At 38.6% G+C, this 25,082-nt stretch carries 18 protein-coding genes; 12 read left to right on the top strand and 6 right to left on the bottom strand.

Features of this window, described 5'->3' with window-relative positions:
* Nucleotides 1-1,340, bottom strand: a 1,340-nt coding sequence (locus BSO02S_RS21290; RefSeq protein WP_066072440.1) for a M3 family oligoendopeptidase, incomplete at its 3' end; no start/stop codon positions are given.
* A gap of 685 nt (nt 1,341-2,025) precedes the next feature.
* On the bottom strand, nt 2,026-2,517 hold the full coding sequence (locus BSO02S_RS21295) for an RrF2 family transcriptional regulator (protein WP_066072443.1): 492 nt from the start codon (nt 2,515-2,517) through the stop codon (nt 2,026-2,028).
* A 196-nt stretch (nt 2,518-2,713) separates the two neighbouring features.
* Between BSO02S_RS21295 and BSO02S_RS21300 the strand changes: the two genes are divergently transcribed.
* Entirely contained in the window at nt 2,714-3,157 is a 444-nt protein-coding gene (locus BSO02S_RS21300; protein ID WP_066072446.1) for a carboxymuconolactone decarboxylase family protein, read from the top strand.
* Nucleotides 3,158-3,316: 159 nt separating this feature from the next.
* Here BSO02S_RS21300 and BSO02S_RS21305 read toward each other — a convergent pair whose 3' ends face one another.
* Nucleotides 3,317-4,759 (bottom strand): L,D-transpeptidase family protein, encoded by a 1,443-nt coding sequence (locus BSO02S_RS21305; protein WP_084375125.1) that lies wholly within the window; start codon nt 4,757-4,759, stop codon nt 3,317-3,319.
* 449 nt (nt 4,760-5,208) lie between these two features.
* Between BSO02S_RS21305 and BSO02S_RS21310 the strand changes: the two genes are divergently transcribed.
* A complete protein-coding gene (locus tag BSO02S_RS21310) occupies nt 5,209-5,391 on the top strand; it encodes a hypothetical protein (RefSeq protein ID WP_066072452.1) in 183 nt (60 codons plus the stop codon).
* A 425-nt stretch (nt 5,392-5,816) separates the two neighbouring features.
* Here BSO02S_RS21310 and BSO02S_RS21315 read toward each other — a convergent pair whose 3' ends face one another.
* Nucleotides 5,817-6,005 carry a hypothetical protein gene (locus BSO02S_RS21315; protein ID WP_066072455.1) on the bottom strand — a complete coding sequence of 63 codons (189 nt, stop codon included), beginning with the start codon at nt 6,003-6,005 and terminating at the stop codon, nt 5,817-5,819.
* Between the two features lie 262 nt (nt 6,006-6,267).
* Between BSO02S_RS21315 and BSO02S_RS21320 the strand changes: the two genes are divergently transcribed.
* A complete protein-coding gene (locus tag BSO02S_RS21320) occupies nt 6,268-7,635 on the top strand; it encodes a dipeptidase (RefSeq protein WP_066072458.1) in 1,368 nt (455 codons plus the stop codon).
* A 601-nt stretch (nt 7,636-8,236) separates the two neighbouring features.
* On the top strand, nt 8,237-10,315 hold the full coding sequence (locus BSO02S_RS21325) for a sigma-70 family RNA polymerase sigma factor (RefSeq protein ID WP_066072461.1): 2,079 nt from the start codon (nt 8,237-8,239) through the stop codon (nt 10,313-10,315).
* Between the two features lie 148 nt (nt 10,316-10,463).
* Here the strand turns inward: BSO02S_RS21325 and BSO02S_RS21330 are convergent, their stop codons facing one another.
* Nucleotides 10,464-12,233, bottom strand: a complete 1,770-nt coding sequence (locus tag BSO02S_RS21330; RefSeq protein WP_066072464.1) for a PhoX family protein — start codon at nt 12,231-12,233, stop codon at nt 10,464-10,466.
* Nucleotides 12,234-12,731: 498 nt separating this feature from the next.
* On the opposite strand from BSO02S_RS21330, the gene BSO02S_RS28570 reads away from it, so the two are divergent.
* From BSO02S_RS28570 to opuFB, 8 genes are all read left to right on the top strand, one after another.
* Nucleotides 12,732-12,977, top strand: a complete 246-nt coding sequence (locus BSO02S_RS28570; protein ID WP_369691312.1) for a heterocycloanthracin/sonorensin family bacteriocin — start codon at nt 12,732-12,734, stop codon at nt 12,975-12,977.
* Between the two features lie 234 nt (nt 12,978-13,211).
* Complete coding sequence (locus BSO02S_RS21340) at nt 13,212-15,158, top strand: putative thiazole-containing bacteriocin maturation protein (protein WP_066072470.1); 1,947 nt, start codon at nt 13,212-13,214, stop codon at nt 15,156-15,158.
* Nucleotides 15,158-17,095 (top strand): TOMM precursor leader peptide-binding protein, encoded by a 1,938-nt coding sequence (locus BSO02S_RS21345; protein ID WP_066072473.1) that lies wholly within the window; start codon nt 15,158-15,160, stop codon nt 17,093-17,095. The genes BSO02S_RS21340 and BSO02S_RS21345 overlap by 1 nt, the downstream gene beginning before the upstream one ends.
* A 22-nt stretch (nt 17,096-17,117) precedes the next feature.
* Complete coding sequence (locus BSO02S_RS21350) at nt 17,118-18,704, top strand: SagB family peptide dehydrogenase (RefSeq protein ID WP_066072476.1); 1,587 nt, start codon at nt 17,118-17,120, stop codon at nt 18,702-18,704.
* Between the two features lie 251 nt (nt 18,705-18,955).
* Complete coding sequence (locus BSO02S_RS21355; protein WP_066072479.1) at nt 18,956-19,249, top strand: RNA polymerase alpha subunit C-terminal domain-containing protein; 294 nt, start codon at nt 18,956-18,958, stop codon at nt 19,247-19,249.
* A gap of 876 nt (nt 19,250-20,125) precedes the next feature.
* Nucleotides 20,126-21,526, top strand: coding sequence for a purine-cytosine permease family protein (locus tag BSO02S_RS21365; RefSeq protein ID WP_066072485.1), 1,401 nt, complete (start codon nt 20,126-20,128; stop codon nt 21,524-21,526).
* A gap of 280 nt (nt 21,527-21,806) precedes the next feature.
* Nucleotides 21,807-22,763 (top strand): ABC transporter ATP-binding protein, encoded by a 957-nt coding sequence (locus BSO02S_RS21370; RefSeq protein WP_066072488.1) that lies wholly within the window; start codon nt 21,807-21,809, stop codon nt 22,761-22,763.
* The gene (opuFB, locus tag BSO02S_RS21375; RefSeq protein ID WP_066072491.1) at nt 22,756-24,270 is read left to right on the top strand and encodes an osmoprotectant update ABC transporter permease/substrate-binding subunit OpuFB; all 1,515 of its coding nucleotides are present in this window, start codon (nt 22,756-22,758) and stop codon (nt 24,268-24,270) included. The genes BSO02S_RS21370 and opuFB overlap by 8 nt, the downstream gene beginning before the upstream one ends.
* A gap of 304 nt (nt 24,271-24,574) precedes the next feature.
* On the opposite strand, the gene BSO02S_RS21380 is transcribed toward opuFB, so the two are convergent.
* The gene (locus tag BSO02S_RS21380) at nt 24,575-24,772 is read right to left on the bottom strand and encodes a DUF4177 domain-containing protein (protein ID WP_066072494.1); all 198 of its coding nucleotides are present in this window, start codon (nt 24,770-24,772) and stop codon (nt 24,575-24,577) included.
* Nucleotides 24,773-25,082 lie beyond the last annotated feature (310 nt).

Here is a 25,082-nt window from a genome sequence, read left to right on the forward strand (position 1 = left end):
GCAGTGTGTTTAGGATTCGTATACATCCAATGCTGGAAGAGGTCCCCTGACAATGGGCCAAATAGCATTGTAAATGCCCGTCTCAGCACTTCACGCTGTGCGCTCTTAAATTCTTCTTCATCTGGATAAAATCGATCCAGCTTGTCCAATAAGAGCAATTCCATCCCATGAGAATACAGTTCAGCAACTTCCATTCGGCTTTGGTAGTCTTCAATAGGACCGTGCTCGGAAAACTCGAGGTACGCATTCACCGCATGGCCCATTTCATGAATTAATGCGATAAGAGAGAAAAAGGATGGACTAAAGTTCGCAAAAACAAAGGTATCCCCTGAAACAGGTAAGGAGGTACAGAAACCACCTGGGCTTTTTCCTTTCCGATCTCCAAGATCTAATAACCCATGTTCTCTCATGTAATCGAAACGGTCTGCAAAATATGGGTCGGTCTTCCTTAACATCTCAGAAACGCCATCCATAAGAGAAGACACCTCGGAGTATGGTGGGTTTTTCATAAATTTAGCGGTATTATCCCAAGGGCGATAAGTATCGACACCAAGCTTGGACTTAAAAACATTTGCGAGTCGATTCCAAGCTGGGATAATATGTTTCTCAACATTTTCATGAAAGTCATAACAATCTTGGATGCTATATTCACGATTTTTGGCCACAAACATATAATCACGATAATTTTCAAAGCCTGCATTTAAAGCAATTTGATGGCGTAGTTGAACGAGCTCGTCCATGATGGCATCCATATCGGGCTTAATTTGACGATAGGCTGACATCATTAAGTGATAAGCTTTTTCTCTTACTGCTCTGTCTAGATGATCGAGTTGGGATTCGATAAACGGAAATGGCTTTTCCTCTCCCTCCCATTCAACTGTTAGCCCCCCCATAATTTCACTATACTTAGTACATAGCTCCTGTTCCTTTACCATTAATGGAATGTTTTCTTCTCTGAACAGTTTAACTTTGGACTCGCGAACGCGTCGCATTAAGCCGTAACGGTTTTCATCTAATTGATATAAATAAGGAGACTCACAGCATTTCTCATTCAGTTTTGCTTCATATTTCATTAAAAGTGGTTGGATGACTTGCTGATCGTGAAGATAAGTTGACTTGACGAGAGCATCCTCTGTGTTTCGGTAGAAGTCGACTTGGTGACCTGTCATCGTCTCCGTGATTTTACTCATTAAATCCTTTTCACTTTTTAACCACTCTTCTAGGTCTGAAATGGATTCAATCGGAACCTCAAGCAAACTTCGAATTTGAGCTTCGACCCCTTCTACATCTTGCAAATCAATTAATATTTTATAGTAATTATGACTTATATCTTTTATCATGGATAACAACTCACCTTCTTCTTCAAACTATTTTAATTATCTGAATAATTATACTATAGTTTTCTAGATTATTAAATCTAGCTTTTTTAAAAGGATCAACAACGGATGCTTTAATGGTCCCATTTCAAGGTAAAAGCGAGGTAGGACGTTAAAGGCGGTATTGAACCTACTTATTCACGACAATTGTTGCTTTATATTTATTATTTGCTAAAGACGGAACCTGTTACATTATTAAAAAATTAATAAAAATTCAAATCAGGCTGCTTCGGTGAGCAGCCTGATTTTGTTTATCATTTAACCATAGTTTACCTAATCTTACATGCTTCGAGATGTTGGGGGCAGACCCACGTTTCGTTAAAGTAAACCTGTATAAACAATATATATCATCATGGTCTGACGTATCTAATTTTTCACTTTGCGTTTTTTCCACAGCCAAATTCAAAAAACTTTATGACCTATTGTACCCATTACAAGTTTGGCTAATTGATTTTTCATGAACTAATGTTTATTAACAACGGAGGGGACAATTGTTAATTTTTGTTGTGGCATAAAAAAGAACATCCTTAAATTGAAACCTTAATCGTACCAGGAGATGCTGCACGTTTGTATGCGTTGTTTGAAACGGGTCTTACTAAGAAAAAACCTCTCAAAGTTCCTTATTTAAGGGATTTAATGAGAGGTTTTTTTATATGTTGCTCTTCGAAAAATATTTACGAGTATCTACACGTATTTGTTTGGGTAAGACACGATCAAGCTCTTCATTTAACCATGATAGTGTCTTACTACGTAAATCATCACGCATTTTTTCTTCTGCAGAGAGCATAACTAAATTGATGGTGCAAAAGGAAGGAGCTGAACAGCATCCTTCTCTATACAAATAACTATTATCTTTAATATTTTTACATTGAAAAATTGGCTTAGGACCTTCAACTGCTTCAACGACATCCCAAAAGGAAATATTGTCTGGGGACTTAGATAACCTATAGCCTCCCTTAACGCCAGGGACAGAACTTACAATACCAGCCTTAGACAATTTACCGAAAACTTTTGAAAGAAATGTCTCAGAAAGTCCTTGGAATTCTGCTAAATCCTTTATCCCAACACTTTCTTTGGAAGGAACATCAATTAAATAAACCAGACAATGTAAAGCATATTCAACTCCAACACTATATTGCATATAAATCACCTACTATGATTAAGGATTATCAAATTGTATCTTAGGAGTATTTAGTGTTCTAGTCAAATAACAGAAACCCCTCTTTTTGGTGAATTCCCTCCATTTGACAAAAATAATTATAGCATATATTATAGATAATGTTAATCGTCGATTAAATCAGTCTCTAATTAAAAACGTGTTTAGGGAGGTTATTAAATTGGAACAACGAATTGATTATTACAATGTAGCACCAGAAGCACTTAAAATCATGATGGAAATGGAGAAGTATACGAAAACTACAGGTATAGACCGTAAACTTCGTGAACTTATAAAAATTCGGGCCTCTCAAATAAATGGTTGTGCGTATTGCTTGAATATGCACACATCAGATGCTAGAAAAATGGGAGAAACGGAACAACGTTTATATTGTATTAGTGCTTGGAAAGAGTGTACATTTTATACAGATGCAGAAAAAATAGCTCTTGAGTTGACAGAGTACGTGACTTTAATCCCGTCAAAACGTGTGCCAGATGAGCTTTATCACCGAGTACGTGAATATTATGACGAAAGACAATATGTTGACCTTGTTCTAATAATCAATCAAATCAACAGTTGGAATAGAATTTCTATTGCAATGGGGAATACAGCAACAGCAAAATAATTATTCTAGTGCAAACTTCTAATAGTTTCTCTCAGATGATAGAAAAAAGCATCCAAATGAACCTGTTTGGATGCTTTACCAAATAAAACGAATCATTCTTTGAAAAGAAAGAGCCAGCTGCTCCTAAAAAGTAATACCTTTGGAACAGCCTCACTTGTCTTAGTAAACAACAACCGGGTCATAGGTGCTAAGATTATCATAAACAGCTTTCATAATGCTAGGCGGTGTGTTGACACAGCCATGCGATCCTGCCCCAAGATAGGCATTACTTCCCCAATTGCTTCGCCAACTGGCATCGTGGAACCCCTGTCCGTCATTCGTAAAAGGGGCCCAATAATTAACAGGAACCTGATAAGTGATTTTTCCGTTTTCTCTGCCCGTTAGTACGGAGGGTGATTGCTTATAGAGGATATACCACACACCAGGTGATGTATCATGACGGTTATCATGTGTGCCTGTAACAACATTCGTTGTGACGACTAATTTTCCATTTTTATAAATCCAAATTCGCTGCGCTGCAATGGAGACTTCAGCATACGTATCGCCAATACCGTTGTTTGCGAATGTGTCATATCCGTAGCCTTCACCCTTCCAGCCATTTCCGTAAATATTAGAGGCGGAAACTGATTTCTCCCCATTTTCAAAAGCTTCCATAATACGTGGCATTTCTTTTTCAACATCGATTGCCCAGCCATAGCCTTTACCTTTAACCGATATCACCGAACCTGAATGGGTCTTGAATTTGAAATTCTTATTTAATGTGGATTGGGCATTGGTAATTTCAGCGATCTTATTCTTAATATCACCCGAACCATCCATCTTAATCTGTAAATCTTTTGAAATGGATGCATTTTTAATTAATTCGCCCGCCTTTAACGTAAAAACTTTATCCTGCACCTTGTAATCAACGGTCTGGGCAAGGAATTCTTCGAACTTTTTCTGTTGATTTTTTACAAACTCGCTGTCTTCTTTAATCGGCTGTATGTAAACTGGATTAAGCCGGATTTCACTAATATATTTATGCTTTTCGAAATCCTTCAAAAGACTGGCGACATCATACTGCTCTCCGCTAATACTGCTTGCGACAATAATTTTGCCTTGTTCCAAACGAACCACCGCATCTTGCGGCGCTTTTAAACCCTTATTCATGGCCAGCAGCTTTTCTTCCACCTGTTTTTTCAACATCTGGTTTCGATACTGATCCTGATTGCTGGGCATTAATGAATAATCGTTCGCTTTTGAAGAAGGGAAAAAAGTCCTCTGGCCCTTTAATAATTTTTTGACATCGGGCAGATCCTTATTCGTAAATACCATCTTTGTATCTTTTCCATCTAAAATTTGTTGATCTCCAACATAGATTACATTTAATAATACGGTTGTTTTTAATTTTTTTAGTGCCTGATCAGCGGTCAATCCACCGACTTTGATGCCATTAATCTTGATTTGTGAATTAAAATGGTTTGCCTGATAGTAGCTGCCTGCTGCAATGAAGAGCACGATAATAATACTGATACTTGCTGTAATAAACCTCCAGTTTGCATACCACTTAGCTGAATCTACGCGTTGTTTCTCAATTTCTTGATTATTTACCGTGCTTTCCATAAAGAATCCCCCCATACCTGACCTCAGCTGTTACAATCTTATGGCCATAAATAATTGATATTACATTATTGTTTACCACTTTTTAGAAAATAAGTAATTTATACTACTATTCTACAAAATGTCATATTCGAACATTGTCGGTTTTTGTGTATGTTTAAATTTTTAATAAGACCTGTTGCTGAATTCCATTGATTTTCGATAAGATCAGTCTTCCGCAAACTGCTACTTTGTGGAATAAGGGTAAAACCGAGGAATGCAAATATTCGGTATAATGTTAAGGGGTAAAGCTTTATAAAACGAGTGTGACCTCAAAAACAACCCATGTGTTGCCACATACACACTGCACACTTGTAGTGTGTATATGTATGCAATATAAGGCCGTTTAAAGATAAGGTTTTGTCATTGATGTGATTTTATGGAAGGAGTAAAACCACAAGGCGGTGGAAGGTTTGAGTGTAAATCGTGAAGACTTGAAGCGAATGATTGATCAAGTTCCTGAACAAGATGCTCTTGAGGTGCATGAATTTATTAGGTGCTATGAAATTATAGTGAATTCAGGTGTAAATGATGAATTTGATATAAAAATCCAATGCTTTGTTCATCGTAACCATATTCTATGCAGAAATGGATGAAAGAGAAAATAATGGTGAAGGTAGACTAATGGGGCATAAAAATTAACCTTTGAATATTTTGATTTAAGAATGTATGAAGAAACACATTTTAGCAATTGTAAATAAAGGCGCCAAGAAAGGAATTACTCTGGTTTGAAAAATCAGGTCATACGCCGCAATTAGGGGAAAGTTCCAATTATGTCAAAAAATTATCTAATATAGTAAAAGGGCGATAAAGTGGGTCAAAAATTAATTGTACAGACAAAAAAGCAGATTGACTCTGCTTCTTTCACTTTTTTGTTATCTCCGGTTTAATTCAGATATTTTTAAAATCGATTTGTCCGTGGGCATTTAACTGTACGTCCCTAATGAATGGATTGAATGTGGACTAAATGTTTAGGTTAATGTCAGCCAAATACCAGCAGCACGTCCCCGCGTTCATCTTTTTATCCATTCTCAATCGTTTTTAAATCAACAGCATTGAACATTTCTAATTGGTGTCGCAGCTCCGATATATAGCACATCATGGCCAATCTCACCACTGATGGGTAGTACCGATTATTAAGCTCCTGTTCACATTCCTCTAAATCCATTTTTTTCACCGCGATAATTTTATTTAATTCTTCAGCGCTCATTGATATTCCCCCTACTATCTCGTTTTCTTACTCTCCCAATCCATTAATATAGCTACAGGATGGACATATATTTCATAGTTTATACAAAAGCTTCATCTCTGAGAATATTTCTTATAGATCATGCAAAACCTGGATAAGCACTGATGAATACCATTTTTACTATGTGCTAATATAGTCTCTTCCCATTTTTAGCGTCGATTGTAGGTTTTCTCCAATTTTTCGTATAAAATAGAATAGAAAATAAAAAAGAAAAGGTGATAAAATGAGCCAATTATCCGAGTTTTTATCCCATCATCATCATGAGAATGTTGAGGAATTAAAAGAATTACTCCGGATTCCCAGTATTAGTTCCTTATCGGAGCATAAAGAGGACATTCAAAAAGCGGCTTCATGGATTTCCAATAAATTAAAAAACATTGGAATGGAACATGTGGAAATCATTCAGACAAAAGGTCACCCGATTATTTATGCCGATTGGATTCATCATGAAAATGCTCCCACTGTGTTAGTATACGGTCATTATGACGTACAGCCCGTTGACCCTGTCCATTTATGGGAAACGCCTCCTTTTGAACCGGCTATCCGGGATGAAAAGATTTTTGCGAGAGGGGCAACGGACGACAAAGGACAGATGTTCTTACATGTTAAAGCAGTGGAAACACTATTGGAATCAGAAGGTAAATTACCGGTGAATATAAAATTTTGCATCGAAGGTGAAGAGGAAATCGGAAGTCCCAATCTTCCGAACTTTTTATCCAAAAATAAAGAAAAATTATCCTGTGATGTGGTCGTTATTTCCGATTCAGATATGTGGGACAAAGGAGTCCCGGCCATCACCTATTCTTTAAGAGGTTTGTGTGCGCTGGAGGTTTCCCTTAACACGGCCAATTCTGATTTGCATTCGGGCATGTTTGGCGGGGGCGTTCAGAACGCTAACCACTTATTAGTACAGTTGCTTTCAAACCTTCATGATGCGAACGGGAAAGTAAATGTGGAGCATTTTTATGATGATGTTGAGGAACTGACAGAGTTTGAAAAGGAACAAATTAAAGCTTTGGGTTTCGATGAAGAAAAACTGAAAAAATCGTTAGAGTTAACAGATTTAACGGGAGGGGAAAACAATTATCCTTACCCGGTGAGAATCAGTTCCCGGCCAACATTAGAAATAAACGGCCTATGGGGCGGATTTCAGGGGGAAGGTACAAAAACCGTCATCCCGAATGAGGCACATGCCAAAATCACCTGCCGCCTAGTCCACAATCAAAATCCTGAAAAGATACAGGAATTGATCAAAAAACACCTGGAAGAACATGCACCAAAAGGATGCACGGTAAAAGTGTCTCTTGGCGATACGGGGAATCCGTTTTTAACCCCAATTGACAGTCCGATGATTCAAAAGGCTGCTGAGGCTTATCAAAACGTGTACGGGAAATCACCTGTTTACAAAAGAGAAGGCGGCTCCATTCCGATTGTATCGGATTTCAGCCATTCATTAAATGCTCCCGTTGTCTTAATGGGATTCGGTTTGCCAGATGAAAATCTTCATGCACCAAATGAACATTTTCACTTAGAAAACTTTGATAAAGGCATCTTAACGATTTGCTCCTTTTTAGAGTTGATTGAGAAATAATTGAGAAATAAAATCAGACGGTATCGAAGAATCCTACAAGGTTCTCGTTACCGTCTGATTTTTTTACTTTAAGTTATCTAAAATTATGTAATCAGAAATAAAGGCCCTTTCCGCGGAATAGGGCATTTTAAGTTTAACAGTCGACAAAATACTGCAAAAATCGGGTGGCGCCACCGAATAACAAGGAAGTATTATCTTTTACTGGGGAATTCATACTATCTTTAGTTCTATTAATTTTAGAAAATTTAATCCCTATAAAATTTAAAATTTTTCTTAAAGTATGTTTATTTTTTTGTGTTACGATTAAATTGGAAAAATTTATTAAGGTGGGATTTTACTTAATCATCCCCTGTTAAGCGAACGATAGCGCACTTTTATTAATAGTGCTGAATACTGAACTGGGTTGTCGATAAGTATTGAATAGTTGTTAAATGGAGGGAGTGATATCAATGGTTATTGAAAATAATTGACAAAAATATTATATGGAAGACTAATCTTACGAGATTTAATTTTTGGTAGTAAAAGTAGCTTGATTATACTTCTTTGGTAGATCTAGATTGGCGCTTCGTGCAAGGTAAGGAGAAAGGGGGGGAACAAATATATGATTCCAGTAAAAATAGATCCCACATCAATAACTACAATAAAAGAAAAAGGTGTGGAATCCATCGTCGATTGGTTCGATCAGCATAAACAAACGTTCTATATACTTGGTTGGTCTTATCTTAGTAATCAACAGCAAATGGAAGAGCTTTTTTACCGGTCCATTATAAAAGTCCACAAGGAATTGCCTCGATTTAAAAATGAAACATCATTCGAAACGTGGGTTACATCCATTTTCATACATATCTGCCGGGAGCTTTCTGATATCAGAAGTTTACAAGCTTCAGAGGAAAGTGAACAACATAAGGATTTATTTAAAGCACTCGGTCAGTTGAAAGAGAATGAGAAAGAAGCGGTGGTCCTTACATATGTAAAAGGATTTTCTCAAGAGGAAACGGCGCATCTTCTCCAAGTTTCGGTGGAAAAGATGAAGGGGCTTTTATTTTCCGGAATTCAGTCACTTAGAAAAGAACTGGGATACGGACCCTTTAATGGTTGTAAGGAGTATCATAAGGATTACATCGATTACTTAGAAAGAACCCTGGATCGGTCGGAAAAGATTGATTTAGAGATACATATTTATCATTGTCAAGACTGTCAGGAGGATTTGGCAACATTCCAGGATGTCATGTTAACCATGTTAAATCTTACTGAAAGGATTGGAGATTTCCAGGTGCCATCTGATTTCATGGAGAACGTCAAAGCTAAGCTGGCAGAAAAGGAAAAGCACAAACAACTGAAGAACAAGAAACGTAAAAGAATGGGGATTGTTTTTGCAAGTATTTTCGCATTATTAATCGGTATAGAATTTTTTACAGGTGCTTTTACCAACCTCTACTATACATATACAGAAGAAGATCCCCAATTGCGTGCCTTTCTGCAACAGGGCCTGAGTGAAAGGCTGAACCTGGAAGCAGAAAGCGATGGGGTGAAAATTAAGATCAAGAGTGCAATTGCTGATGATGTTCAGACGCTTGTTTTTTATGAAATAGAAGATACAAAGGAAGACTATCAATACTTGATGAATACTGATGATGGGGTTTCTGTGGAGAACAAACATGAAATCATGAGCCGTGAAGCGTATCCAAGGTACTATCCTCCTGACCTTGAATCGGATGTAAATAACAAAGAAAAGAACGTGTATCAAGGGAAGATTAGTTTGCCGCCACTCTCCACAGATAATGGGAAAATCAAACTTAAGATTACAAGACTTCAGAAATTGATTCATAATTCCCCTGATCGGAATTCTTTTAGGGCTAACATGGAAATGGAATATGAATTTGGGAAGTGGAACTTCGAGATCCCTGTAACAAAACAGCCTTCCATTGAATATGCGTTGGATGAAGAAACAGAAGTCGAGGGGATTCCGGTTAGATTTGATAAATTAACCATTGCTCCAACAGCGACGATTCTGCAATATGCTTTTAATAATGAACAGCCAGAGAAGCGGATAGAAGCTCTTATTTTTGACAATCTAGAAGTGAACCATAAAAAAGTGAAAGCTGATATGTATGGCAGCTCTTTTTTGGACTCACCCCAAGACATGAATTGGAGTACTTTTCAGGCACACTTTGACCCTTTTTTTGGGGAAAAGCCAAAAGAGGTTAACGTTCAATACGGATCTATTTATTTAACTGTTGAAGACCAAAAAACCATCGAACTGGATGCTACTAGAGGATATCCTCAAACCTTTGAATATGGAGGCAGTACAATCTCCATTGACAAGGTGGAAGTTGGACAGCCTGCCATTGTTGTCATAAGCAATCATGAAATTAAGAACCGGGCATATCAGGCGCTTGACATCAATATTGTCAGTGAGGATGAAAATGAAACTAGTTCAATGGAGATGAATTCTGAAGGAGTGCTCGTTGATAAAAACGGGATTGAATACGATATAAATGAAAACCATGTCGCATATGAAAAACTCGAGCAGCCCCGTTATTTCGTTACCGTTCAAGGCTTGGAGTTACACAGTGACAACGCTGGAGAGAAAGTGATTCCTAAAAGGCTGGAGATTCATGGATATAATACAACGAAATATTTGGATGATGTTGTTAAGATTTCGTTAGCTCCTAAATAAACATTTGCTAGAAAACGCTTTTTTTTAACCAAAATGGAAAGTGGGTAAAATAAAACAAGTGAGGCATGGGACCGTTTTCCCATGCCTCGTTTTTTCCTTCATAAAAAGGACCGCAGGAGGATTCACTACGGTCAAAGAGTTGAGTTGATTACTTACCAAAGTTGAGTGAGGATAAATCAATATAACCAATGTTACCAGGATTTTGCGAACCAACCATTAAATAAGATTTACCATTTAAATCATCGATTGCTTGAACTCCAGTGACTTCCCCTCCATCTGGAGCAGAAATGATACGGGAAAGTTTCTTAGTATCAACATTATAAGCCCATCCAACATTATTGGCATGTCTGTCGCTGTCTTCTGCAATGAATAACGTTCTATATTTTTCAGAGAAAGCAATATTGTCAGGGTTAGCAATTTTTTCAAGATTAGATTTGTTTCCATCCTTATCAGGAGCAGGAAGGTCTTCACCCGTTAGCAATGCAGACATGTCGGTTACGACATAATTACTATCAATTTTTTTGCCATCACGATCTTTTTGTCCTTTTGCTAAATTCATTTCATAAATAGCACCGGAACTTAATTTTGGTAATTGAATATCATCCACAGGATCACTAGAATTTTTAGTCATACCTTTCTCAACATAAGACATGGTCATATAGACTTTATTGTCGGCTTTGTTTAACGTGAGAGTTTCCATTTTATTGAACTCGGAAGTTGCTCTCATAATAGCGCCATAACGGCGGGATTCCAAGAACGCGGCAACTTTCTCCATGCCTGGTTTCACTTTTAGCCATTCTGTTTTGCCGCCACCATTGGAATTTGTTTTTATTTCTTTAAACCCATTTGCCTGGCCATAGGCTGCATCCGTTGTTGTTTCAAAAATATCGCTGAATTTAGTGTTTTCAGCTAATTTCTTGACTTCTGCGTCTGTTGCATGTCCCAATTTGATCCATTCGATATCAGCCGCTCCACCATTTTGGTCGCTTGTTTGGTTCCATTTTGCAGCATACAACGTACCAGCAGATAAATCGTTTGCTTTGTCTGCCACATACATGAAGGACATCGTATAGCTGCCGTCATCACCGAAGTAAGCTGTACGGTTATCTGGTGCTACTGTCACATTTTCAAAGGATAATCGTCCCATGCTGTAGTGTTTAACAGCTTTTGCTTTACCATTTGGATGTACCTTTACTTCTGTTGTATGTCCATAAAGGTATGGATTTCCCACTGCATTAGGGTCTTGATAATAATTCTTTGCAAATGCTGTTACATTGGAAGTTGCTGGATTTGCTTCATGTGCACGGGCATCCGGCTCATACTCTTCACTGCCTAAATGGGTATTCCAAGGAGATAAGACACCTGCACAAGGGGTCCAAATGCCGCCATCTGCTGAAAAATCAATCGGATTGATATCCGTGATTTTCAGTTCACCCGTCTTCTTATCTTGTACCACTGTATTTAAATACAATGGCTTTGGCATATTTCCGTAACCTTTTTCCGGAATACTTTCGAAGTGATTGACCATATATAATTTTCCGCTTTTTCCGTTGACACTAAAAAGTGAGTTCGCGTCAGGTGCTGTAGAAACAAATGGCTTGCCATCTTTATCTTTTATGATCTTACCATTAACATCATAAGCGGCGCCGACCACTTTGCCGTTAATGACTTCGCCTGGAAGCGCCAAAGATTTATATTCTAGAGGGACACTCTTTTGAGAACCATCGTTTAATGTAACAAGGGCTGATGCATCACTATACATAGAAGAACGTTCTGCTTCTGTAACAGGAGCCTCCATTCCCACAAATTCCACTGATTTTACCGGAATCGGTTTATATGGATTAGCATGAACATTTACTGCAGAAGGGAAGAGGATTGCAGCACTTAATAATGGTACGAATATTTTGCTCTTTTTCATTAAATAGTACCTCCTAATAGTTTGAAAGTTTTTAGTACTACTTAAATGATAGCCCGGGAGTATTAACGGAATATTCTAGTATTGTAAAAAGTAAATAAAGATTTCTAGTAAATAAGTATTGCCCTCTATCTTTCTATTTCATAGGTCCAAAATACTCATACACAGAAAAGGGGAATATACGATGACCGGACCTCGATCGGTGACGGTCTGATAAAAGGGTCAGTCCCCCGCCGCTTTAACGCAACGGGGGACTGACCCTAAATTTTGTATTTATTATATTATGATACTTTCAGCATGAAATAGGCTCTTAAATCAGTAACAACTACCTAAACAGATTCATAATTTGTTGAAGGAGAGTACACTTATTATTAGACGGTTTCATTTACACATAACACAAATTTCTTTGCTCAACTCTCTTACCAGGTGTCTAACCTGTTTAGTAAAAACAAAGGGGAGGAAAAAATGCATAATTTTCAGAATGGTTTACAATCATTAGGAATGGATCATTACCAAGTTGGTGAATTAATTCCTCTAAATCCTCAGAGCCAAGATATGCGAGTGTTTCGTTGCGGGGGCTTTGGTCGTTGTGGAGGCTTTGGTCGTTGCGGAGGCTTCGGTCGTTGCGGGGGGTTTGGTTGCGGCGGTTTCCGTTGTGGCGGCTGTGGTGGCTGTGGCGGCTGCTTTGGTTTTAGCTGCTTCGGTATCGGTTTCGGTTTTAGCTGTTTCGGTATCGGTTTTATTTAGTTGTTTTGGTGTCTCAGAAAAAAATAATTCCTTTATGATAAGAAAGTGCCCCCTGCATGGTCATGTGCCACAGGAGGCACTTCTTTTTGATATTATCAGGATTTATATCATTGGACTTTGAGAATTGTCCAGCTCCAGGCGCCATGCGCTTTACTTATTAATCATAATGGACAAATAAATGAACATAAAATGATAGTGCATAATTAGGATTGATTTGAATTAAGGAGGAGCTGAATGACAAAACTTAACTCGTCCACACGTTTAAAGGTCAAAAGGGATTCATTTTATCTGCCAGATTCAAAGGGTGGTGTGTATTTTAGAAATAACTTAAGTTCATTCCGAATGGAAGGAAATACGATTTACCAATGGATTGAACAATTAGTACCGATGTTTAACGGGGAGCAATCATTGGGAGATTTAACAGAGGGATTAACAGTGCCGTATCGCAACAGGGTATATGAGATAGGAGAAACGTTGTACAAGAATGGCTTTGTTCGAGATGTTAGCCAAGATAGGACACATGATTTAAACTCAAAAGTTCTAGAAAAGTATGCTTCACAAATCGAATTTATCGAGAATTTTGTAGATTCTGGCGCCTACCGTTTTCAAGAATACCGTCAAGCTAAAGTTCTTGCTATCGGTTCTGGATCCTTTATGGTTTCATTGGCTGCTGCATTAATTGAATCGGGACTTCCCAAATTCCACTTCATGTTGACCGATTCAGTACCTACAAATCAATTGCGGATACATGAGTTAGTACGCAATGCCTACAACGCTGACTCTGAAGTGGAGGTTGAGCAAGTACCATTTGAAAAAAGGGACGGAAGGAGTTTTTGGCAAGAAGCCTTGCATCCCTATGATTGGATTCTATATGTCTCTCAGGATGGAAATGTAAAAGAACTAAAGGATCTGAATATGGTTTGCAAAGAGCAAAGGAAAGGATTTTTTCCTGCCTTATGTTTAGACCAAGTGGGGCTTGCTGGTCCATTGGTTCATCCGGAATCAGAGGGTTGCTGGGAGTCGGCATGGCGCCGAACCCATCAATCTTCATTGCAATTAGATCGGCAGCCGCAATCTTTCTCTACAACTGCCGGAGCCATTCTGGCCAATGTCACCGTATTCGAATTTTTCAAGAAGGCTACAGGAATTGCCGGGTCAAATCAGAGTAACCAAATTTACAAACTTGATCTTGAAACGCTGGAAGGAGACTGGATTTCTTACATCAGACATCCATTGGTTACAAATAAAAATGTCTCGCCAAGACTGGTGGATGATCTTGATGTAAGGATAAAGCAAGAAAAGAGTAAAAACGAACCTTCGAGTAACCTCTTGGAATACTTCAGTCTATTGACTTCAGAAGAAACAGGGATTTTCCATACCTGGGAGGAGCGAAACTTGAAACAGCTTCCTCTTTCGCAGTGCTATGTTCAAGCGGTTAATCCAGTGTCTGAGGGACCAGCAGACCTCCTTCCAGAGGTTGTCTGTTCGGGTTTTACACATGAGGAGGCAAAGAGGGAAGCGGGACTGACTGGTATTGAAATGTATGTTTCACAAATGATCAAGGGATGTAGTGATCAAAAAGATATGGCTGATGAAAACATACCAGGTGGTTTAATAGGCATTGGTGCAGGGGAAACAATTGAAGAGGCCGTTTGTCGCGGCTTGCAAGCCTATTTAGAGAAAGAATGGAGAAATAAAAAGGACGATCGACTGAAGCCTATTTTTCGCGTCCAACTGGGAGAAATTGAAGATCAACGCTGCAGATTTTATTTAAATGCTCTGACTACCTTAAATGGTGCACCGACCATCGGTTTAGAAAATGAAATACTAGGCTTCCCCGTAATATGGGTAAAGTCGCAGGGGCATCGGTACACGAGTACAGGTTTAAATATAACGTTGGCATTACGGAGTGCATTACAACAAGCGCTTTTGGATAATCAAAATCAGGTGCACGCAACCGAAAGGATATCGGAGTCAGCTGTTTTCTTGAAAGAAAAGGAATTTAAACTCGGAATCCCTTCTTGTGAAGAAATAACACAATTGGAGCTATTACAATCTTCCATTCAGGTCTTGAACCAAAACAGCAAACTTCTTTTCGTTTATGATCTTGGGTTCGAACCTTTTTTAAAACAGGAATTGGCAGGGGCGTATGGTGTGAAGGTTCGAGAGGAGGAATCCTAATGGCCGCCCATATTCTCATTGACGGAGAGGGTTTATTAGCGGATTATGCCTTTAATCAATTGTCCGGCAATTATCTCGTAAGGCGTCAAAGCCTATTAGAAGAGGTACCCGAAGAAACAGAATTAGCTCTGGTGTTGCACGATGCCTGGAATCCAGCCATTCATCAAAAAGCGGAAGAAAAATACAGAAACACAGGTATCCCGTGGCTTCGAGGTTTCGTTTCATTTGGGGAGGGAATCATTGGTCCTTTAGTTCGCCCCGATACACCGGGATGTTCTTACTGCGCTGACATACGGCGCTTGATAGCTGGAACCGATCGAAAAGAAATGTTGCAGCTACAGCTAAGGAATGCAGCAGGAGAAAGTGTCATGCAAGATGCATGGGCATCAAGAACAGGACTATCACAAATGGCAACTTTGATATGTAACGAAGTTCAAAAGGTTCTTCAAGGAGAACCCAGCAATTTAGAAGAAAGAGTGTTCATTATTAACCTAAGAACGTTAACCAATTCTAATCACCTTTTCTTACCTAATCCCTTGTGCCCGATTTGCAGGCCATTACCTGATGATACACCAGAATTAGCCCAAATTAGGTTAGAATCTAGCCCTAAATTAAATAGCCGAGATTATCGCTGCCGTTCGATGGATGAATTTAAAACAGTACTAGTCAAAGACTATCTGGATTACCGTACTGGTGTCATGAATGGAAAAATTCAAGATTTCACGCTGCCATTTGCTGATGTTTTAGTGAACATGCCGTTATTTGAAGCGGACGAGGGAGTCGCTGGCAGGTCTAATTCTTATGAAATGAGTGAGCTAACTGCCATTTTAGAGGGATTGGAACGATATTGCGGGATCGAGCCTCGCGGCAAGAGGACGGTAGTTCGTGATAGTTATCATAATTTAAAGCAAAATGCCCTAAATCCTGCAAGAGTAGGTTTGCATGAAAAAGAACAATATTCAACGCCTCATTTTCCGTTTAAACCGTTTGATCCTGATGACCCAATGAATTGGGTCTGGGGCTATTCGTTTTTACAAGAACGTCCGATACTGGTTCCGGAGTTACTCGCCTATTACAGTTTGGGCTATGGGGAGGGCATTGTTTATGAAACCTCTAATGGATGTGCCTTAGGGGGAAGTTTAGAAGAAGCTATTTTTCATGCCATTATGGAAGTTGTCGAGCGGGATTCATTCTTGTTAACTTGGTATGCAAAACTCCCCCTTCCGCGTCTTGACCTTAGTTCGACAAACGATAAAGAATTACAGCTGATGGTCGACCGTATGCGTGAGGTGGCGGGATATGACCTTCATTTTTTCAATTCGACGATGGAAAATAAGATTCCAAGCGTGTGGGCAGTGGCAAAAAACAGAAGATCCAAGGGTGTAAACCTCATTTGTGCAGCCGGAGCTAACCCTGATCCAGTAAGGGCTGTAAAAAGCGCAATTTACGAGCTTGCAGGAATGATGGTGCATGATGAAAAATTGGAGGCAAACCAGCAGAAATATGAACATATGTTACAGAACCCTTACGAAGTACGTACCATGGAGGACCATGGTTTGCTCTACGGGCTGCGAGAAGCAGAGGAACGGCTGAATTTTTTATTGGATGATCAACGTCCATTACGTACGTTTGCAGAAGAATTCAAGGAGCCGCCCAAAAATACTGATTTGAAGGAAGATCTTCAGGATATTCTTCAGAAGTTCCGCAGGCTAGATCTGGAGGTCATTGTGGTGGACCAAACAACACCGATAACCAAACGGAATGGATTATTCTGTGTGAAAGTATTGATCCCTGGTATGTTACCGATGACATTCGGACATCACCTGACCCGTGTGAAAGGGCTGGAGAGGGTCCTTAGCGTGCCAATGAAACTTGGATTTATGAAACAGCCATTATCGTATGAACAGCTTAATCCCTATCCCCACCCATTCCCATAATTGAAAAGTAGGAGGTGTAAGATTGGAGCTAGAAACATTTGTACATCATCTTCACTTTGATACGGAAAAAGTTGCTCCTCCAGATTGGCAGGTGGATTGGGAGGATGCACCACTTCCCTATAAACTTTACCGCGGCTTACCAGAGATTCCACTGGGCGCAGATGTACCATTAACACTGGGCGGACGGGAAGTTCAGACGGAACCCAGTCTTAAGGAGCTGGGTCATTTCTTATGGTATGTATACGGCCTTACTCAATACGCTCAATCCGCTTTAATCGAGGACACCGAGGGAAAAACTGCTGTGAGTTATGCACAGTTATTCCGCAGATTTGTACCCTCTGGCGGGGCGTTATATCCCAATGAATTATATGTGTATGTAAAGCTGAAGGACGCACCAATGGGAATTTACCATTACGATGCGGCTCACCACCGCCTCCTCTTGCTGCGAGAAGGAAATTACGATTCCTACTTATCAAGAAGTCTTGGAAATAGCTGTGATCTTTCTGACTGTTTCTGTACTGTTTTTGTCTCGACATTCTTTTGGAAAAATTTTTATAAATACAATAATTTTTCCTACAGGCTCCAAGGGTTAGATGCAGGTGTGTTAATTGGGCAATCTTTAGAAGTGGCCAATACGATGGGGTTTTCATCTCGGGTATGCTTTCAATTTCTTGATCGGTCTATTAATCATTTGCTTGGGCTGTCTGATCAGGATGAAAGTGTATATGCGGTTATTCCTTTATCTGTTAATCCATCTGTTAAATATGTAGACAACGATCATAATAGAGAGGAAAAAGTTTCTGCCACTGAATTGTATCGGGAAGTGCCACTGTTGGAGCATGTTTCCTATAACCGTTCAAAGAGGGTTATAGATTATCCGATGCTGAGAAAATTGAATGAAGCATCAATGTTTGAAACAACAGAGTCATTTGTGAAGATAAAGGAAAATAATAGTGTGAAACAATCCTTAGGTACGGAGATGATCTTCCTTCCCTTGGAAGAGCGCTTTTCTTACAATCTCGCATCCGTTTGCAAAGAGCGGCATTCTCCAGATATCGATTTTATGTTAGGAAAAGTGAGTCAAACACAACTTTCCTCATTGTTAAATGAGACATTTTCCTTCTCGTATCAGAATGATCTAGATGAAACAGATGGGCATGCTCTGACTCGTGTTTCTTTGTATGGCAGTTTTTATAATGTGGAGGGAGTCCCAAATGGTGTTTACTCTTATGACAATACCGCTCATGCACTCCGAAGAATAAACCAAGGGGATTTTCGAGAGTTTTTACAGATGGGATTAACCATGCCTAATGTAAATCTGTATCAAGTCCCACTCTGTATGCATGTCGTTGGAGACAAGTCCCACCTCAAAGAAGAATTGGGGTATAGAGGATATCGTATTCAACAAATGGAAGCGGGCATTCTCGTACAACGGCTGCTCTTGATGTCGTGTGCCTTAGGGATGGGGGGCCATCCACTGCTAGGATTTGATGCGAACCAATGTGATGAACTTTACAGGATCAATTCGAAAGGAAAAACCAGCTTAATCCAAATCCCGGTCGGTCCATACCGTCCCCGTTCCTGGTTAAAAGGAAGTTTGCATAGCTAGGAGAGACTGAGTAGTGCTCTGTTTTTAAAAATTAGGCTCAGTCTTATTAGGACTGAGCCTTTGAGGTATTTAAAAGAAATAAGCTATATCTCTCAATGATTTCTTATTCATTTTATGATGAGCTGATAGCATTTTAAGTTTAACAAAGTGATTTTGGTACAAATTTATAACTTATGGGTAATCCATTTAAAATTTGGTAGAATATTGAAAGGGAATTAAAGTATTTCCATATGAAAAGGAGGTCATTTTAAATGACAACATCAGAAAAAAATTTAAGAATTTGCGAAAAAGGACACAAATATTTTAAAAGCAGTGATTGTCCGACCTGTCCGACCTGTGAACAAGAACGAAGACCTGCTAATGGGTTCCTTTCCATGCTCTCGGCACCAGCAAGACGAGCATTGGAAAACAATGAGATCACCTCTTTGCAGGAGCTATCAACATATAGTGAAAAAGAGATTTTGCAATTTCATGGAATGGGACCAGCCTCTATACCTAAACTTAGGTTTGTTTTAAAGGAAAATGGGTTATCATTCAGAAACTAAACCGGAAAGTGAACTTAATTCGTTTGTGGAGCTGATTTCGGGTGGTGACGGGCACTGTGAAAAAGCTGCCCCATGGCTATGTGGTCAGTCCCCCACCGCTTTAACGTAACGGGAGAGTGACCCCAAATTTGGCACAATGAAATTCAGCCGGTTCCTGAAGACCTTGATTATGTAAACTGATTGTGTTAAACTAGTAACATATTAAAAGGGTGGTTTTAAAAAGTTATTTATTTTTCTTATTCAGCTAGCGGTTTTTTTGAATAAGGAGGATGGTTAAGCTCTTCCCAAAAAGCAATGAATTTTTAGAAAAACCACACTGAAGGCTTCGAAAAACACTAAATGTTGAATTGGGAATGAGTTCGGCGGGCACTATGCCCCACTTCGTACTCATTTTTTTATTGTATAAAAGGAAAGTTAATTTTTCTCCTACTAAACCATGGCTGTTCTGTTTTTTTGATTGAAAATATCCTCCACATACACCCAGGTGCCTAATCGGCAGTTTAATCCTTCTGAAAAGCCATTACTTAGATCTGATTGAAACGATCGAATGATTCCTCCGCAGGAATTATGAATCATTAAACAAATCCTATTTTCAGGTTCGGCCTTAACACGGGCCAGTTGATTCCAATTCATATAGACATTTAGTTTTTATTTGAGCTATAGAATCCTTAACTTTCGCAGCGAAGTATAATGAAAATAAGAATCTTTCTTATTTTCATCGTTATTTTTTTACTAACGTGTCCAGCATTCTCACTTATTGTTACTTCTAAATCATACATGTTGATTAGGTTCATATTTATTGTAGCAATTTTTGGAAATGGGAAAATAATAAGTAGAATAATATGTGAAAACATACACAAAGAGAGGGATGGTAAAATGGGAAAGATCCAAACAACAAATTTCGAAGTAAAAGAAGAGATAAAAGATGATTATTCGTACGATAGTGTACCAATGGAAAAAAGGAATATGGGCTGGTTTAGTATTACAAACATTACCTTTGGAATCGCAACAGCTATTTTTTACTTTCAAATGGGAAGTGTAATGGCGCTTCAATTTGGGGCGGTTAATGCAATCATATCAGCCATTTACGCCATCGTTGTCGCGGGAGTACTCGGAACAATCATTGCCTATTTATCAGCTAAATCTGGAATGAATGTGAATTTATTATCCAGAGGAGGATTTGGATATATAGGTGCCTCATTAACCTCTATCATTTACGCATCCAACTTTATCATGTATTGTGCATTTGAAGGCATGATATTAGTTGCTGCCATACATGCATTTTTCCCCTTCATCCCAGTATGGCTTTTAATCATCATCTTTGGTTCAGTCGTTATACCTTTAAATTGGTTTGGTATTAAACAGTTGGATAAATTACAAAAATGGTCACTGCCAATATTCGGAGTGTTTTTAATAACAACCATCATAGTAGCATTCAATAAAACCTCGCTTTACGACGGGAACTTTTGGTCATATTTGCCAGATGGTGTTCAAACAGGAGGAACAGCCTTGCTGCTCTGCATCGGGATGCAGCACGGTATAATGGGGTTAACCGCTCTTCTTGCATCAGATTATGCACGGTTCCTTAAACCCAAGGATATTAAAATAGGTTCATTTATGATCGGATTTGTCCCACAAATTTTCTGTTTTGGAGTGATGGGCGGCCTTGGAATATGGTTTGGTGTTCGTTTAGGAGAGTCCAATCCAGGTGTTTACATTGTATCACTCCTTGGTCTAGGTGGAGTTCTATTTACTTTGTTGACTCAAATCAGAATTAATATTACAAATATCTATAGTGCCTCACTTTCACTCTCTAGCTTTTTTGAGAATGTTTTTAAATTTAAACCAGGCAGACGTTTTTGGATTGTTGTGGCAGGGGTAATATCCATGGCCTTGATGCTGGGTGGCATACTGGATCATTTAGATACTGCCATGACATTCCAAGGTGTTTTTCTCTTGACTTGGGCAGCTATTTTGGTTACTGATTCTTTAGTTGTGAAAAAGATATTGAAGATTGGTCCTAGTTATTATGAGGCTAGACAGGAGAATTTGTATAAATGGAATCCTGTTGGAGTCATTCCGTTAGTTACTGCAAGTGTTTTAGGTACGGTGGCTGCATTAGGTTATATGGGAATATTTTTACAAAGTACGGCAGCCTTTTTCGCTGCGATTCTAGCTTCTATCCTCACTGTAGTTTTCGCTGTGTTAACAAAAGGAAAATATTACAGCATGTGTAAAGCGGATGATATACCTGAAGAAGATTATATTGCATCGTAATTTCCTTTGGAACTGTGAAAAGTACATTATAGGTATCTTTTAGTACCATTGTTGAAAAAAAAGCTGGCTCTAATTTTGGTCCGTCTGGACCTTTTAGAGCCAGCTTTTTTTTATAGTCAGGAGATGCGGTTTTCTAGGGATAACCTTTCATCAACAGGGAATATATAGAAGTCTTAAGTTTTAACATGTCATTAATTATTGATAGAATGGTTTTGGATGTGTATATAAGGAACCTTAGATTTACTGACTTTTATGAAACGAAAATATAAGGGGTAATGGAATGATTAAATTTAATAATGTATCAAAAAGGTACGCAGATGGAACGCTTGCTGTCGAATCATTAAACTTTGAAATTAATCAGGGTGAGTTTTTTGTCATTATTGGACCAAGCGGCTGCGGGAAAACAACGACACTAAAAATGATCAATAGGTTAATCCCTTTATCCGACGGGACCATTTTCATTAAGGATAAAAAAATAAGTGAGTACGACATTCATGAGCTAAGATGGAATATTGGGTATGTTCTTCAGCAGATTGCGCTTTTCCCTCATATGACGATTGAAGAGAATATTTCGGTTGTTCCTGAAATGAAAAAATGGAACAGAGATACAATGAGGCAGAGGGCTCGCGAACTAATGGAGATGGTAGGTTTAGAGCCAGAAACCTATCTGGACAGGAAACCGAGTGAACTGTCCGGGGGTCAGCAGCAAAGAGTTGGTGTCATTCGGGCTCTTGCTGCAGACCCTGAAATAATATTAATGGATGAGCCGTTTAGTGCCTTGGATCCAATCAGCCGTGAAAAAATTCAGGACGATATGATGGATTTAAAGAGAAATTTGAAAAAGACAACCGTTTTTGTTACTCATGATATGCAAGAGGCTTTAAAACTCGCGGATCGGATTTGTATTATGAGGGATGGAAAGGTGGTCCAAATTGGAACGCCTCAAGAGCTCGTTACTAATCCTGCTAATGATTTTGTGGAAGAATTTGTAGGGAGCAAATATAGGAACGGAATTCCTACTATTGATTTGGAAGAACTATTGCAGCCACTAAACGAAACAGAATCTTCCATTGTTGTACCAGTTTCAACATCATGGAAGGAGATATTGGAATTACTATCTGAACATGAACAACTTGTTGTCGATAAAACTGGTGAACGAATCGGCATGATTAACCGGCGGTCAGTTATTCAATATTTATCAACTAACCTGCAAGATAGAGGTATTGCAAATGAATAATTTTGTACAAGTATTACAGGAAAGAAAAGATCAGCTTTTTAGTGCATTATTGGAGCATATGCAGATTTCCTTTATTGCTCTTTTCTTTGCCGTCATCATTTCCATCCCATTAGGAGTTTATTTAACTAAGAATAAAAGGGCAGCAGAAGTAATGCTCGGTATAGCGTCAATTTTACAAACTATTCCATCCTTAGCGTTATTAGGAATACTTATTCCGTTACTGGGAATCGGGAAAGTACCTGCTATTATTGCTTTAGTTGCCTATGCATTACTGCCTATATTAAGAAATACATATACAGGAATTAAGGAAGTGGATTCCTCCTTAATAGAAGCGGCTCGTGCCATGGGGATGGATACGCGAAGAAGATTAATAAAAGTGGAAATGCCGCTTGCGATGCCGGTAATCATGGCAGGTATTCGGACAGCAATGGTCTTAATCGTGGGTACAGCAACACTTGCGGCATTAATCGGTGCCGGCGGGTTAGGGGATATTATTCTGCTGGGCATTGACAGGAATGATACAAATCTGATTCTACTAGGGGCGATACCAGCCGCTGTGTTAGCGATATTATTTGATTTCCTGCTTAAAAGGTTTGAAAATCTCTCGTATAAGAAATCTTTCATCACTATAGCGAGTATAGCCGTTTTAGCTCTCGCTATAATCGTAACCCCGCTCATGAACGTTCAAGAGAAAAAAATAGTGATTGCAGGGAAACTAGGCGCAGAGCCCGAAATATTAATGAATATGTATAAAATACTAATTGAAAAAGAAACAGACTTGCAGGTGGAATTGAAACCGGGGCTGGGCAAGACCTCGTTTGTTTTCAATGCCCTTAAGTCAGGGAGTATTGATATCTATCCTGAATTTACAGGGACTGCTATTTCTGAGTTTTTAAAAGAAACGGCGAATAGTACTGATAGTGAAAAAGTATATAAACAAGCGAAAGATGGTATGTTGGACAAATACAAGATGGTCATGCTCAAACCAATGCAATATAACAATACATATGCATTGGCAGTATCAAAAGAGCTTGCTGATCAATACCAGCTAAAAACAATTTCGGACTTGCAGGCAATTAAAAATAACGTAAAAGCTGGATTTACATTAGAATTTTCCGATCGGGAAGATGGCTACAGGGGGATTCAATCATTGTACAATATTCAGTTTCCAAATCTAGTTACAATGGAACCAAAACTGCGCTATGTTGCAGTTGAATCCGGTGAAATTAATTTAGTGGATGCCTATTCTACAGATAGTGAATTAAGACAATATGAACTTAAGGTTTTAGCAGATGATAAACATTTGTTCCCGCCATACCAAGGAGCACCGCTGCTGAGGAAAGAAACAGCAGACCAATATCCGGAAATCGCAGCCGCACTAAATAAATTAGCTGGTAGGATTACGGATGATGAAATGAGAGAAATGAATTATCAAGTGAATGTAGAGGGAAGTACCCCATTAGAAGTTGCTAGGGATTATTTAGAAAAAGAAGGTCTACTAAAATAAATGATAAAAGGGTCAGACAAACATGTAATTTTTAAAAATTACATGTTTGTCTGACCCCATTGGCACTAAAAAAGGACCACGATATAAAGGCAAGTAGTTCCTTTATTGTGGAGAAAACCTAAAATAACAAGTTAAATAACATTTGGATTAACAGGTCAATTAACACAGTAAATAACACGCAAAAAAGCTCAGAGTATCCTATGCGCCTCTGAGCTTTCATTTGTATAAGGTTTGTTCAATAAAATGACCCAGTTGTTTAGGTGAAATGTTTACAAACTTTTTTTACGAATGGTTATTGTTCTGTTTACTGTTGTAAAGGTCTTTCAAAGATTAATTCATAATAAGAACCTACAGCAGTTCCTGATGTTGCAAAGTCAGGAGAGAAAATTTGAACAAAACGCCACCCCTGTTCTGCGTGACTTTTAATTACTTCACGATAGTCTTCTTTAGGTTTACCAGATATTTTTTTAAACTCAATTTTAACAATCTTGTATTCAAACATTTATTACTCCTCCTTATATATAACTATTTGTACGGTTTCAATTGGAGAAGGTTTCAAATAAGCTGTTTAGAAGTAACATTGTTCTACTAACATTACGTTACCGGAACAAGAGTAATTTTACTTCTCTATATATTTTAAATTAAATTTCCTATTCCTTTTGTTTATTTTTTAACACCTCAAATGACAGCTTACATCGCACTCAAAATTACGAAGTGACAATAGCTATTGTCACCAAGTTAATATGTATGCTATTTCACTTGCTAATTCAAATACGAAATAGAGTATAGCCATTACATATCAATAACTAAAC

Source organism: Neobacillus soli NBRC 102451 (genome assembly GCF_001591665.1).
Taxonomy (GTDB): Bacteria; Bacillota; Bacilli; order Bacillales; family Cytobacillaceae; genus Neobacillus; species Neobacillus soli.

Coding starts and splice junctions, on each gene's coding strand:
- BSO02S_RS21330 (WP_066072464.1), bottom strand. CDS start 12,233: ATGAAAAAGAGCAAAATATTCGTACCATTATTAAGTGCTGCAATCCTC.
- BSO02S_RS21295 (WP_066072443.1), bottom strand. CDS start 2,517: ATGCAATATAGTGTTGGAGTTGAATATGCTTTACATTGTCTGGTTTAT.
- BSO02S_RS28570 (WP_369691312.1), top strand. CDS start 12,732: ATGGATCATTACCAAGTTGGTGAATTAATTCCTCTAAATCCTCAGAGC.
- BSO02S_RS21315 (WP_066072455.1), bottom strand. CDS start 6,005: ATGAGCGCTGAAGAATTAAATAAAATTATCGCGGTGAAAAAAATGGAT.
- BSO02S_RS21365 (WP_066072485.1), top strand. CDS start 20,126: ATGGGAAAGATCCAAACAACAAATTTCGAAGTAAAAGAAGAGATAAAA.
- BSO02S_RS21345 (WP_066072473.1), top strand. CDS start 15,158: ATGGCCGCCCATATTCTCATTGACGGAGAGGGTTTATTAGCGGATTAT.
- BSO02S_RS21355 (WP_066072479.1), top strand. CDS start 18,956: ATGACAACATCAGAAAAAAATTTAAGAATTTGCGAAAAAGGACACAAA.
- BSO02S_RS21320 (WP_066072458.1), top strand. CDS start 6,268: ATGAGCCAATTATCCGAGTTTTTATCCCATCATCATCATGAGAATGTT.
- BSO02S_RS21380 (WP_066072494.1), bottom strand. CDS start 24,772: ATGTTTGAATACAAGATTGTTAAAATTGAGTTTAAAAAAATATCTGGT.
- BSO02S_RS21305 (WP_084375125.1), bottom strand. CDS start 4,759: ATGGAAAGCACGGTAAATAATCAAGAAATTGAGAAACAACGCGTAGAT.
- BSO02S_RS21370 (WP_066072488.1), top strand. CDS start 21,807: ATGATTAAATTTAATAATGTATCAAAAAGGTACGCAGATGGAACGCTT.
- BSO02S_RS21340 (WP_066072470.1), top strand. CDS start 13,212: ATGACAAAACTTAACTCGTCCACACGTTTAAAGGTCAAAAGGGATTCA.
- BSO02S_RS21325 (WP_066072461.1), top strand. CDS start 8,237: ATGATTCCAGTAAAAATAGATCCCACATCAATAACTACAATAAAAGAA.
- opuFB (WP_066072491.1), top strand. CDS start 22,756: ATGAATAATTTTGTACAAGTATTACAGGAAAGAAAAGATCAGCTTTTT.